9 protein-coding genes are annotated in these 13,655 nt (G+C 66.3%); 7 read left to right on the top strand and 2 right to left on the bottom strand.

Annotation, left to right across the window (positions count from 1 at the left end; genetic code table 11):
- Positions 1 to 2 precede the first annotated feature (2 nt).
- Positions 3 to 2,450, bottom strand: coding sequence for a PAS domain S-box protein (locus VGK32_05235; GenBank protein ID HEY3381150.1), 2,448 nt, complete (start codon positions 2,448 to 2,450; stop codon positions 3 to 5).
- Positions 2,451 to 2,539: 89 nt separating this feature from the next.
- Positions 2,540 to 3,073 carry a lytic transglycosylase domain-containing protein gene (locus tag VGK32_05230; protein ID HEY3381149.1) on the bottom strand — a complete coding sequence of 178 codons (534 nt, stop codon included), beginning with the start codon at positions 3,071 to 3,073 and terminating at the stop codon, positions 2,540 to 2,542.
- Positions 3,074 to 3,284: 211 nt separating this feature from the next.
- On the opposite strand from VGK32_05230, the gene VGK32_05225 reads away from it, so the two are divergent.
- The 7 genes from VGK32_05225 to VGK32_05195 all read left to right on the top strand — a co-directional run bounded on the left by VGK32_05225 (position 3,285) and on the right by VGK32_05195 (position 13,635).
- Positions 3,285 to 4,388, top strand: a complete 1,104-nt coding sequence (locus tag VGK32_05225; protein HEY3381148.1) for a M20/M25/M40 family metallo-hydrolase — start codon at positions 3,285 to 3,287, stop codon at positions 4,386 to 4,388.
- Between the two features lie 123 nt (positions 4,389 to 4,511).
- Entirely contained in the window at positions 4,512 to 5,249 is a 738-nt protein-coding gene (locus tag VGK32_05220; GenBank protein ID HEY3381147.1) for a hypothetical protein, read from the top strand.
- Positions 5,250 to 5,269: 20 nt separating this feature from the next.
- On the top strand, positions 5,270 to 8,386 hold the full coding sequence (locus VGK32_05215; GenBank protein HEY3381146.1) for a hypothetical protein: 3,117 nt from the start codon (positions 5,270 to 5,272) through the stop codon (positions 8,384 to 8,386).
- A 45-nt stretch (positions 8,387 to 8,431) separates the two neighbouring features.
- Positions 8,432 to 9,595, top strand: a complete 1,164-nt coding sequence (gene iadA, locus VGK32_05210; protein ID HEY3381145.1) for a beta-aspartyl-peptidase — start codon at positions 8,432 to 8,434, stop codon at positions 9,593 to 9,595.
- 2 nt (positions 9,596 to 9,597) lie between these two features.
- A complete protein-coding gene (locus VGK32_05205) occupies positions 9,598 to 11,019 on the top strand; it encodes a Na+/H+ antiporter NhaC family protein (GenBank protein HEY3381144.1) in 1,422 nt (473 codons plus the stop codon).
- Positions 11,020 to 11,021: 2 nt separating this feature from the next.
- Entirely contained in the window at positions 11,022 to 12,680 is a 1,659-nt protein-coding gene (locus VGK32_05200) for a M20/M25/M40 family metallo-hydrolase (GenBank protein HEY3381143.1), read from the top strand.
- Between the two features lie 31 nt (positions 12,681 to 12,711).
- Positions 12,712 to 13,635, top strand: a complete 924-nt coding sequence (locus VGK32_05195) for a COX15/CtaA family protein (protein ID HEY3381142.1) — start codon at positions 12,712 to 12,714, stop codon at positions 13,633 to 13,635.
- Positions 13,636 to 13,655: the final 20 nt, after the last annotated feature.

Genomic DNA, 13,655 nt, shown 5'->3' with positions numbered 1-13,655 from the left:
GGCTAGTCGCCCAAGGCGCGGCGGACGGCCTGCGCGAGCGCCGGGAGCGAGAACGGTTTCTGCAGGAAATGCACGCTTCCGTCGAGTACGCCACGGTGCGAGATGATGTCGCCGGTATAGCCGGACACGAAGAGGCACCGCAGCGACGGCAGGCTCAGCGTCAGGCGCGCCGCCAGTTCGCGGCCGTTCATCTCCGGCATCACCACGTCGCTGATGAGCAGATCAATCGACCCACCGAGCTCGGCGATCAGTTGGACGGCCTGCAGCGGCGAACGGGCGGCCAGCACACGGTAGCCGAGCCGCGTCAGCATCGAGCGGCCCAATTCGAGCACCGCGTCTTCGTCCTCGACGAGCAGAATCGTCTCCGTGCCCGTCGGCGTGACCGCCGTCGCGCCCGATCGATCGAGCGCTGCGGCCGTCGCGGCGCGCGGCAGCCAGATCTTCATGGTCGTACCGGCCCCGGGCTCGCTGTAGGCGTTGATGAACCCGTTGTTCTGCCTCACGATCCCGTACACGGTGGACAATCCCAGGCCGGTGCCCTCCCCGGACGCCTTCGTCGTGAAGAACGGTTCGAAGATGTGGTCGAGCACTTCGCGCGTCATGCCTGCGCCGGTGTCGCTCACAGCCAGCAGCACGTGCTCGCCGGGGCTGCACTCGACAGGGTCTGCGCCGTACGCCTCGTCGATGACCGTGTTGGCGGTCTCAATGGCCAGCGTGCCCACGCCGTCCATCGCGTCGCGCGCGTTGACGACGAGGTTTGCGAGGATCTGATCGACCTGGGACGGATCGATCACCACTGGCCAGAGACTCGGCCCGGGCCTCCAGACGAGTGCGATTTCCTCGCCGATCAGGCGCTGGAGCATCTTCAGCATGCCCGACATGGTGTCGTTGAGATCGAGGACCCTTGGACTGATGGCCTGCTTGCGGGCGAAGGCGAGGAGTTGACGCGTCAGGTCAGCCGAGCGGCGGCCAGCCGACAGGATCTGCTCGAGATGTTCGTTGATGGCCTCTGATCCCGTCGTGTCGGCGGCGAGTTCGGCGTGGCCCAGGATGACGCTGAGCATGTTGTTGAAATCGTGGGCAACGCCGCCGGCCAGACGCCCCACCGATTCCATCTTCTGTGCCTGGAGCAACTGCGCCTGCAGCCGGCCCTGCTCGGCCTCGGCGCGCTGGCGATCGGCAAGCTCGCGGTGCACCTCGTCGTACAGCCGGGCGTTGGCGAGCGCGACCGAGATCTGACCGGTCATCGTCTCGAGAAACCGCGCCCGGCCCTCGAAGTCGCGTGAGGTGTCCGACGCCAGTCCCACGATACCGATGACGTCGTCGCCGTTGATCAGCGGCAGCGCCGCGAATGAACGCATCCCGGCCCGCTTGCACTCCTCCCACGTACATCGCGGGTCGCCGAAGATGTCTGCCGAGTAGAGCGACCGCTTCTCCTTCACCGCCAGCCCGCACATGCACTCGCCGACACGATGGTCGGGAATCGTGCCCAAACGCGCGCGGGACGATCCCGGCATCACGTGCTTCAGGACGAGACCGTCATCCTCTCGCAGGAAGAAGAACGCGACGTCCGGGTTCACAGCGCGGCACATGCCGTCGAGCGCGGCCACGATGGTCTGGTCGAGGGACAGCGTGGCGTTGACCGCCTGTCCCAGCGCGGCCAGCGCCGCCAGTTCCTCGACCTGCTGGCGCAGCGTCTCTTCAGCTTGCTCACGATCGTGAATGTCGCGCGTCACGGAGATGATGTGCGGTTCGCCGTCGAGCGTGATCACGCGGGCCGACATGATTCCCACGCGGACGGTGCCACTCCGCAGGCGGAATGGCGCCTTCAGGTCGTTCATCTGGCCGTCACGCGCCAGGTGCGCCACGAGCCGATCGCGGTCAGCCGGGTCGGCCCAGATATTGACGTCAGCAGACGTCCGCCCGATCACCTCATCCCTGGCATATCCGGTCAGCGCCTGGAAGCCCGGGTTGATGTCGACGAACAAGCCGTCGGACAGCCGGTTGATGTTGATGGCATCCGGGGTCGCGTGGAACGCCTTCGCGAACTTCTCTTCCGACAACCGCACGGCTTCGTCGGCGGCCTTGCGTTCCGTGACGTCCGTCGCGTACGCCAACACCGCGATCGGTCGGCCATCGGCCCCTTGCTCAGGCACGAAGTGGGTGCGATAGATTCGCCGTGGCTCGTGGGAAACCACGACTTCGACATCGATCGTGCTCCCAGTGTCCATGACGCGTACGACGTGCTGCTCCCAGACGGTCGCCACCGACGCCGGCGCGATGAGCTCGCGAATGGTCCTCCCGACGATCTGGCCGGTCTCGAGGCCCAGGAGCGCCGCGCAGGCCCGGTTGGCGTAGAGGAAACGCCCGCCGGGATCGAATCGTGCGATTGTCACCGGGGCGAGGTCGAGCAGTGCGCGCAGCGTCTGGTCAGACCGCACATCATCCATGGCTGGGTCGCTCGTCGAGAAGGCGTGCCGGCCACGGATTGTAGCAGAACACCGGTGGGGAGGGCCGTGCGCGTCGGCGCGCTGTCGAATCAGTCTGGCGTCGAACCGCTCATCAATCGGAGGACCTGGCTGACGTAGGTGCGGGTTTCGCGATACGGGGGCATGCCGCCGAAGCGATCGACCGCCGTTTCTCCCGCGTGATACGCGGCGAGAGCCAGTGAGAGATCGAACCGATCGAGCAGCGACTTGAGATGCCTGATCCCCGCCTCGACGTTGGCGCGCGGGTCGAACGGATCGACGACCGCGTAGCGCTTCACGGTGCCGGGCATCAACTGCATGAGGCCCATCGCGCCCTGCGGTGAGAGCGCGGTAGCCTGGAATCCGGATTCCACCTGGATCACCGCGCGCACCAGCCTGGGGTCAACGCCCAGGCGGGCGGCCGCCTTGTCGATGATCGCCGCGTAGGGCACCGGGCTTGACGGTGACGCGACGACCGCAGGCGGCGCGTTGCCGGGCGGCTCGGCGGCAAGCGATGGCGCTGCCGCGAGAAGGCCGATGATGAACTGACAGACGCCGAGCAGCACCGAGGCCACCCGCGCTGTACGCAGCGAGCGAGCCTGCATCCGCACCTCCTGAAATGTGTTTCTGGCGAACCTGGGCGGATGCACGAGCCAGATCCATGCCACCCCGTCGGTGTGGGGATTCCTTAGGTCTTAGCTCGATTAAGTCCCATCTACAATGACTCGCGCATACAGGAAACTCAGCCGTGTGTCCGGAAATCATCCGGCGTGCTATGTTCAGGGCAAAAGGACCGTCGCAGGGTGGAGGTGACGAATGGCGCTACAGGACCGCTTTGGTACGTCGATGGACACGGAACGGATGGTCGCGCAGTTCATGGACATGGTGCGCGTCGACAGTGAATCGGGCGACGAATCGCGCTTCATGGCGTGGCTGCTGCCGCGGCTCGAGGAGATCGGCGCCCGTGCGCACCTCGACGCGTACGGCAACCTCATCGCGAAGCTGCAGGCGAGGAAGAGCGAGGCTGACCCCATCCTCCTGTCGTGTCATGGAGACACGGTGAAACCCGGCAAGGGGATCGAACCGGTGCTCTCCGACGGCGTGATCCGTTCGAGCGGCCAGACGATCCTCGGATCGGATGACAAGGCGGGCATCGCCGAGATGCTCGAAGCGCTGCGCATCGCGCCCAAGCGGCCGCCCATCGAGATCGCGATCTCTCGGCAGGAGGAGGTCGGTCTCATCGGCGTCAAGAACCTGGACTTCAGCCAGATCAGCGCAACGCGCGGATTCCTGCTCGACAACGACACGCTCGACACCATCATCACGGGCGGGCCGTCGTACTTCGCCATCGACGTCACCATCAAGGGCAAGGCTGCGCACGCGGGCATGGAGCCGGAGAAGGGCATCAACGCGATCCAGGCCGCCGCGAAGGCAATCGCTGCGCTCAGGATCGGCCGTCTCGATCACGAAACGACGGCCAACGTGGGCATCATCCACGGCGGGATGATCCGCAACGGCGTGCCCGGTTCATGCACCTTCGCCGCCGAGTGCCGCAGCCTCACACATGACAAGGGCCAGGCCGTGGCCGACGAGATGGTGCGCGCCATCCGCCGTGAAGTCGAGAGCGTCGGTGCCGAGGTCACGGTCGAAGTCAACAACCTCTGTCAGGCATCGTTCATCGCGGACGATGCGTGGACGGTGCGGACGGCGCAGCAGGCCCTGGCCACGCTCGGTATCCAAGCGAAGCCGGCGCTCGTGTGCGGATTCACCGATGCGTCGATCTACAACAACCACGGCATCGAAATGGGCGTCGTGGGTATCGGCGCGCGCCTCGAGCACTCGCTCGACGAGCACATCCACGTCGAGGACATGGAGCGGGCCGTCGCGATGCTGGTGGAGATCCTCCGCCTCAGTGCCTGACGGCGCCCACTCGTTTTCCCGTGGAACTTCCCCATGTCCCCCTCGTATCTTTATCCAATGGGCCGTTTCCCTCGTGAGTCCTCACGTGTTCCCCTTCCCCCGTCCAGTTCAAGGAGGCCGTTGATGCTCCGTCGCATGTTCGCACTGCTTGCTCTCGGCGCCCTCGTGGCCATTCCCGCGTCGGCGCAGACGCTGGATGAGATTCTTGCCAAGAACCTGCAGGCCCGCGGTGGGGCCGACAAGCTCAAGGCCGTGCAGACCATCCGGTTGACGGGCACGATGACGGTCGGGCCCGGCATGGAGGCGCCGTTCGTCGTCGAGCAGAAGCGGCCGAATCTGGTGCGCACCGACTTCACCATCCAGGGGATGACCGGCAGCCAGGCCTACGACGGCAAGACGGGCTGGCAGATCATGCCGTTCGGCGGGCGGAAGGACGCCGAGCCGATGCCCGAAGACCAGCTCAAGCAGGTCGAGGAGCAGGCCGACTTCGACGGCCCCCTCGTGGACTACAAGGTCAAGGGACACAAGGTCGAGCTCATCGGCAAGGAGAAGGTCGAGGGCAGCGACGCCTGGAAGCTCAAGGTCACGCTGAAGAACGGTGACACCCGGTACCTCTATCTCGACGCGGACCAGTACCTCGAGATCAGGACCGAAGGCAAGACGACGGTTCGCGGAACCGAGATCGAGAGCCAGAGCACGATCGGCGACTACAAGGAGGTCAACGGCATCATGATCCCCTTCGCCGTCGAACAGGGCGCGAAGGGCAGCCCGCAGAAGATGAAGATGACGATCCAGAAAGCCGAGCTGAACGTGCCGATCGACGGCGCCCGGTTCAAGATGCCCACGGCGGCCAAACAGTAGCCCGACAACAGGAGCCTGACATGATGCACTCGTTGCGATGCGCCTTTTTGGTGCTCGGTGCGATGCTCTGCGTGTCGGCGGCGGTGGGGGCGCAGGGCGTCAAGATTGATGGGGACACGTTCGGAGGATTGGAAGCGCGGCCGATCGGCCCGGCGTCGATGAGCGGTCGCGTGGCCGCGATCGAGGCCGTTGCTGGTGACCGTCTCACGGTCTACGCGGGCACCGCAGGCGGCGGCCTCTGGAAGTCGGTTGACGGAGGGCTGCAGTTCAAGCCGATCTTCGACAAGTACAACCAGTCGATCGGTGCGATCGCCATCGACCCGTCGAACCCGAAGACGCTCTGGGTCGGCACGGGCGAGACATGGGTTCGCAACAGCGTGTCGGTGGGCGACGGCGTGTACCGGTCGACCGACGGGGGCGAGAACTGGTCGAGGCTCGGCTTGGCCGACACCGAGCGCATCGCGCGCATCATCGTCCACCCGAAGGACGCGAGCACGGTGTTCGTCTGCGCCACTGGTCACCTGTACGACGACCATGCGGACCGCGGCGTGTACCGCACGAAGGACGGCGGCACGTCGTGGGACAAGGTGCTGTATGTGGCGCCGGATGTCGGATGCGGCGATCTCGCCATGGATCCCGAGTCCCCGAACACCATGTACGCCGGCATGTGGCAGATGCGCCGCACGCCGTACTTCTTCACCTCAGGCGGCCCGAAGAGCGGTTTCTATCGCTCGACCGACGGCGGCTCCACGTGGCAGCCCATCAAGAACGGGATGCCGGCCGGAGACCTCGGGCGCATCGCGATTGCCATCTCCCCGTCCAAGCCGAACATCGTGTACGCGACTGTCGAAGCGAAGAAGACCGCGCTCTACCGCTCGGACGACCACGGTGAGACGTGGACGCAGGTCAACGACTCGAGTCTCGTCAACTCGCGGCCGTTCTACTTCTCACGGATGCTCGTCGACCCCCTGAACCCTCACCGCATCTACAAGATGGGGCAGATCGCCGCGGTCAGCAACGACGGCGGCAAGACGTTCAGCGGGCTGGGCGGCATGGGCATGTACGGGAGCAGTTACCACTCGGACGTGCACGACTTCTGGGTGAACCCGAAGAACACCGAGCAGTTGCTGGCCGGCACCGACGGCGGCGTATACGTGTCGCAGGACCGCGGGGCCACCTGGCGGTTCGTCGGCAGCCTGCCGGTCGGGCAGTTCTACCACGTGAGCTTCGACATGGAGTTCCCGTTCAACGTCTACGGCGGCCTCCAGGACAACAGTTCGTGGTTCGGGCCGTCGCGACGATCGGGCGGGATTCCGAATCGGCTGTGGCAGTCGCTGTCGGGCGGCGACGGGTTCTGGGCGTTCGCGGATCCCACCGACACCGACACCATCTACGACGAGATCCAGGGCGGAAACCTCTTTCGGATCCGGCGCTCGACGCTCGAGAGCAAGGACATCAGCCCCTCGCCACAGAAGGGCGAGCCGAAGTATCGCTTCAACTGGAACACGCCGATTCACATGAGCCCGACCAAGTCGGGGACGATGTACTACGCGGCGCAGTTCCTCTTCCGATCGAGCGACAAGGGCGAATCGTGGGAGCGGACCTCGCCGGACCTCACGACCAACGATCCGGCGAAGCAGCAGCAGACGGACTCGGGCGGCCTCACACCGGACAACTCCACCGCGGAGAACCACTGCACGATCTTCGCGATCGGCGAGTCGCCGAGCAACGGCAGCGTGATCTGGGTCGGGACCGACGACGGGAACCTGCAGGTGACGAGCGACGGCGGGAAGACCTGGACCAACGTGGTGGCCCACGTGCCGGGTCTGCCCAGGAACACGTGGGTGAGCAGTGTCGAGCCGAGCCACTTCGGCGAGGCCGCCGCCTACGTGACCTTCGACGGCCACATGACCGGTGACTTGAAGTCGTACGTGTTCCGGACAACCGACCTTGGCAAGACCTGGCAGGCGCTGGCGACGCCAGACCTGAAGGGCTATGTCCATGTGGTCAAGGAGGACCTCGTCAACCGAGACCTCCTGTTCGTCGGCACCGAGTTCGGCCTGTTCATCTCCGTGGATGGCGGCCGGCAGTGGGGGCAGTACTCGTCCGGTCTGGCCAACGTGGCCGTGCGCGACATCGCCATCCATCCCCGCGACCACGACGTCATCCTCGCGACGCACGGGCGATCGTTGTACGTCATCGACGACATCACGCCGCTCAGGAAGCTGACGCCGGCGATCCTCGATGCCGATGCCGCGTTCCTCGACGTGAGGCCGCAGGTGATGGTCAACGGGTCGATGGACTTCGGCTTCAACGGCGACGGCGAGTTCGTGGGTCAGAGCCCGTCCGAGGCGGCGTTCATCACCTACTATCTGAAGAAGCGCCACCTGTTCGGCGATCTGAGGATCGAGGTGTCCGATTCGACCGGCAAGCTCCTGGCGTCGATTCAGGGCGGCAAACGCAAGGGCATCAATCGCGTCGAATGGCCGATGCGGTCCAAGCCGCCGCAGTTCGCGGCGGGGTCGGGGATCATCCCGAACCTCTACGCGCTGATGGGGCCACGGGCGCCAGAGGGCACCTACACGGTCAGGTTGATCAAGGGCAAGGACGCGTACACCACGCAGATCCGCCTCGTGTCCGACCCGCGATCGAAGGCGACGGCCGCCGGTCGTCAGGTGCAAGGCGAGGTTGTCGGCAAGCTCTTCGCGCTCGTCGAGCGATCGACGTACGTCATCGAGGGCATCACGGACGCCCGCGATCAGGCGACTGCCCGCGCCTCGAAGCTGGCGGCCGCCGATCCGATGCGCAAGCGTCTGGAGGCGTACGCGGCACGGATGGAGAAGCAGCGCACGGCGCTCGTCGCGACCAGCAAGGGCGAGGGCATCTCGGGCGACGAGCGGCTTCGCGAGGAACTCGGGACGCTGTACGGCAACGTCAACGGCTTCGATGGCCGGCCGACGAAATCGCAAATCGATCGGATGGCCGTGCTCGCGGCCGAACTCGATGCCGGGACCGCGGAGTTCGACACGGCGACCGGCAAGGATCTGGTGCCGTTGAACCAGGAACTCGCGAAGAAGAAGCTCGACCCGATCGTCAAGCTCACGCCCGAGGCCTGGGCACGGAGCAAGAAGCAGTAGCGTGCTACACTCCCGCTCAGCTCTGCTGAGCTTAGGAGTGCCGACATGTTGTTGCTCAAGAACGCCGAACTCTACACGCCAGACCCGGCCGGCCGCACCGACATTCTGATGGCGGGCGGCCGGGTCATCCGGATCCAACAAGACATTCAGATCTCGCAGTCCTGGTGCGAGACGGTCGATGCATCGTCGTTCATCGTCACGCCCGGTTTCATCGACGGCCACGTCCACGTGACCGGCGGAGGCGGAGAGGGCGGGTACGCGACCCGCACACCGGAACTCTCGCTCTCCGACGTGATCCGCGGCGGCATCACCACGGTCGTCGGCTGTCTGGGCACCGATGGCGTCACACGGAGCCTCGCGGCGCTGCTCGCCAAGGCGCGCGGCCTGGACGATGAGGGCATCAGCACGTTCATGTACACCGGCTACTACGCCGTGCCGGTGGAGACGCTGACCGGCAGCATCGAGCGCGACCTGATCCTGATCGACAAGATCATCGGCGTCGGTGAGGTGGCGCTGTCGGATCACCGGTCGACCCAGCCGACCTTCGAAGCCTTCTCGAGGACCGTCGCCGAGGCACGGCGGGGAGGCATCCTCTCTGGCAAGGCCGGCGTGGTGAACGTCCACATGGGTGATGGGCCTCGCGGTTTGTCGATGATTCGTCGCATTGTCGAGGAGACCGAGATTCCGATCAGCCAGTTCGTGCCGACGCACATCAACCGCAACCTTGCGCTGTTCGAGGAAGGGGTGGCCTTCGCGAAAGCGGGCGGCGTGGTGGACCTCACCACATCGAGCGCGCCCGTGTTCATCGACGACGGCGAGGTCAAGTGCAGCAAGGGGCTCCGGATGATGCTGGAGGCCGGCGTCGACATCTCGCGGGTCACGTTCACCTCCGACGGTCAGGGCAGCCTGCCCTCGTTCGACGAACAGGGCCGTCTGAAACGGCTCGAGATTGGGCGGGTGACCAGCCTCTTCGCCGAGGTGCGCGACGCCGTGCGCGAGGAGAAGGTGCCGCTCGAGACCGCGATGCGCGTGATCACCGCGAATCCGGCCCGGGCGCTGAAGCTCGGCCGCAAGGGCCAGCTTGCCGCCGGTGCCGACGCCGATGTCGTCCTGCTCGAGCCGAAGACGCTGGAGATTTGCGGCGTCATCGCGAAGGGCGAATGGCTGATGAAGGACCGCGTGCCCCGGCGGGCGGGCACCTTCGAGTAGGTATGGCCACCGAGACGCCGTTCCTCAAGCGCCTGGCGATGCCGCACACGCTCGTCGTGGTGATGATCCTGGTGATCCTCGTCCTCGCGGTGTCGTGGCTCGTGCCGTCGGGCGAGTACCAACGCGTCCAGGTGCAGACCAGCGAGGGCGTGCGCACCGTGACCGTGGCCGGCACCTATCACCAGGTGTCGAAGGTCTACCTCGGGCCGCAGATGGTGCTCGAGTCGCCAATCAAGGGTTTCCTCGACGGGGCGCTGCTCATCTGCTTCCTCCTGCTTATTGGCGGGAGCTTCGGGATCTTCCAGGAAACCGGCGCCGTGGAGTTCGGGATCAGGCGCCTGGTCGCCACGATTGCCGGGCGGCCCTACCTCGAGGGATTCCTCGTCCCGGTGCTGATGATCATCTTCTCGCTCGCGGGATCGATCTTCGGCATGTCGGAAGAGGTGATTCCGTTCGTCCTGATCTTCATCCCGCTGGCGCGGCGTCTCGGTTACGACTCGATCGTCGGCGTCTCCATCCCCTTCCTCGGCGCCGCCGCCGGATTCGCGGCCGCCTTCTTCAATCCGTTCACGGTCGGAATCTCGCAGAGCATCGCCGGCGTGCCGCTCTACTCGGGGCTCGGCTACCGGGTGGTCTCGTGGATCATCGGCACCGCCGTGATGGTGGCGTACGTGATGTGGTACGCGCGGCGGGTGAAGCGGAACCCGGAGATCAGCCCGGTCCGCGACATCGACCTCGAACGCGAGGCCGTGACGATTCAGGCGGAGGAGGGCGGGGGCTGGGACGTTCGCCACGTCGCCACGCTGGCCCTGTTCGTCGCCTCGATGGTGCTGCTCGTGGTCGGTGTCCTGAAGTGGAAGTGGTACATCGACCAGATCGCGATGCTGTTCCTCGGCATGGGCATCGTCCTCGGATTCGCCGGAGGGCTCGGTCCGAGTCGCGTGGCCCGGACGTTCGTCACGGGCGCAAAGGACATGGTCGGCGTCGTCTTCATCATCGCCTGCGCCCGGGCGCTGCTCGTGATCGCGCAGGACGCGAAGATCCTCGACACGATCCTCTACGGGACCTCGAGCACGCTGTCGTTGCTGCCGCGCGGCGTCATCGCGCAGGTGATGTTCCTCATCCAGTGCGTGATCAACTTCTTCATCCATTCGGGCACGGCCCAGGCGGCTCTGACGATGCCCATCATGTCGCCGCTGTCGGATCTCGTGGGCATCACCCGCCAGACCACGGTTTACGCCTACCAGTTGTGCGAGTTCATCAACCCCATCCTCCCGACGAGCGCGGTGACGATGGGCGTGCTGGGTGCGGGAAAGATCCCGTGGGAACGCTGGGCCAGGTGGTTCCTGCCGCTGATGCTGATCCTCATCGTGCTCAGCTTCCTGCTGCTGATTCCGCCCGTGCTCTTCTTCCGCTGGGAGTAGCCATGAAGGCCCGTTGCCTGTTGCCGATCGCCCTGGCCGCGGCCGTCGTCGGCGTGGGGTCTGCGCAGATCGCAAGACCGGTGTCGCCGGTCTCCGCCGATTTCGTCGCGTCCGGTCCTGTCGTCCCGCTGACGCCGCCGCTGGCCACCGCGCTCGAGGGGTTGCGGGCGACGGCGCTCGCGGCCCACATCGCGTACCTTTCGGCGCCGAGCCTGGAAGGTCGCGGCCTGTCCGGGCGCGGCCTCGACGCGACCGCCGAGTATCTCGCCGCGAGCCTCGCCCTGATGGGCATATCCCCGGCGATACCGGCGGAGAAGGGCAACCCGTCCGCACCGTACTTCCACCTGGTGCCGCTGCGCGAGATTAGCCGGATGGCCGGGCGGGTGGCGATCGAAACGCGACGCCCCGAGTCGACCGACGCGCAGACGTTCCAATCGGGGATCGACTGCCTCTTTCCGGAACTCGCGCCCCAACAGTTCGCGGCGCCCGTCGTCTTTGCCGGATATGGAATCCGTGAGACCAGTCCCGCGCGCGATGACTACCGCGGTCTCGACGTGAGAGGAAAGATCGTCCTGATCCTCGCCGGGTTGCCGGCGGGTCACGAGTGGAACAAGCCGGAGTTGGTCGCCCGGTACGGGGCAGATGACGCCCGGCCGCGTTTTGCGGCGAAGGCGCAGCTCGCGTCGTCGCTTGGCGCCCGGGCCGTGCTAGCGATCGAGACCGACGCGTCGATCTCGGCTCTGACCGTGAACGCGCAGGCACCCGTGCCGGCCTTCTTCGTGCCGGTTCACGAGAACGAGTGGACGCTTCCGCCGGTGATCCGGGTGTCGGAGCGCGTGGGGGACCGCCTCCTGGCGGGCGTCGGGTCGACGAGCGCCGCGGCGCGCACGCAGGCGAGCCGGCCGCTGCCCGGCGCAATCGTCACGGTCCAGGTCAGCGCGGACGAACGCGCGACCGCCAGTCGGAATGTGGTGGGGATGATCCCTGGCGCCGATCCGGCGCACCGCGACGAGGCCGTCATCCTCGGTGCCCACATGGACCATCTCGGGCGATCCGGTGCCAACTGGTATCCCGGCGCGGACGACAACGCGTCGGGCGTCGCCGCCGTCCTGGAGATCGCCCGGGTGTTCGCATCACCCGGGAACAGACCGAAGCGGACGTTGATCTTCGCCTTCTGGACGGGTGAAGAGGAAGGCCACCTCGGCTCGACGTACTACGTCCAGCACCCGCTGTGGCCGCTCGAGCGGACGACGGTCTATCTCAATCTCGACATGATTGGGCATCCATGGACCGCCCAGGAGTTGCGGACCCTGGTGGGCGAGACGCATCTCGAGCACGGATCGGAATTCCTCGTGAGCGTGAAACCCGCCGACTTCATCGAACTCGGCGTCGCCGAGTCGGCGACGGATCTCGGTCCGGTGCTCGCGCAGGCCGCCCGCGGCATCGGCGTGGCGCTCCATCTCGACCGGACCGACGGGAAGAGCGGAGGGAGCGACTACCGGGAATTCGCCCGCGAGGGCCGGCCCTTCGTGCGGTTCTTCGGCAACTACTTCGACGGCTACCATGAGCCGTCCGACACCATCGAGAAACTGGACGTCAGCCAGGTGCTGAAGATGACGCGCCTCGCCTTCGCCTCGACCTGGCTGCTGGCGAATCGATAGGGCGATCGCGCAACCAACGGAGGATGCCGCCATGACCAGACTGGCTCGGTTCGGCTGGGGCGTGCTGGTGTACAACCTCGGCGTCATTGCGTGGGGCGCCTACGTGCGGGCGACACGGTCTGGAGCCGGCTGCGGTGCCCACTGGCCGCTCTGCAACGGGGAGGTGGTGCCGCAGGCGCCGACCGCCGCGATGCTCGTCGAGTTCTCGCACCGCGCGACGAGCGGACTGGCGCTGCTGTTCGTCGCGGTATTGCTGATCTGGGTCTGGCGAGCGTGCGCGCCCGGGCATCCGGCCAGACGCGGCGCCGCGTGGGCCATGGTGTTCATGCTCGCGGAGGCCGGTGTCGGCGCCGCGCTCGTGCTGTTTCAACTTGTCGCCGAGAATGCGAGCATGGCGCGCGCGCTGTTCATGTCCGCGCATCTCACCAACACGTTCCTGCTCCTGGCCTGCCTCGCGCTGACCGCCTACTGGTTGTCCGGCGGCGAACCGGTGAACGCGCCGCGTCGTGGCGCGCCCGCGTTGACGGTCGCAGGCGGGGCGCTGGCGATCATCATTGCGGGAATCAGCGGGGCCGTCACCGCGCTCGGCGACACCCTGTATCCGGCAGGATCATTGGCCGATGCGCTCGGAGCCGATTTCTCAGCCACATCGCACCTGCTCGTTCGCCTCAGGCTGCTCCACCCGGCCATCACCGTCGTTGTCGCCCTCGGGTTGGCCATCGCCGGAGCCCGCACGGCCTTTCAGGCACGCGGCCTCACCCGCAGACTCGGCGCCGCCGTGGCGATTATCGCGGGCGTGCAGGTGCTGGCGGGCTTCATCAACATCGTCCTGCTGGCGCCCGTCTGGATGCAGATGGTGCACCTGCTGATCGCCGATGCCCTGTGGATCGCGTTCGTGCTGCTGGCCGCCCGGTTTCTTGCCCGGACGCCGCAGACGACGCCGGCAAACGTGTGAGTTGGCACGGCCGGCCGATC

The sequence above is a fragment of the Vicinamibacterales bacterium genome (assembly GCA_036504215.1).
Taxonomy (GTDB): Bacteria; Acidobacteriota; Vicinamibacteria; order Vicinamibacterales; family Fen-181; genus FEN-299.
The sequence above is the reverse complement of the archived record's forward strand: the minus strand, read 5'-3'. Positions and strand labels throughout refer to the sequence as shown.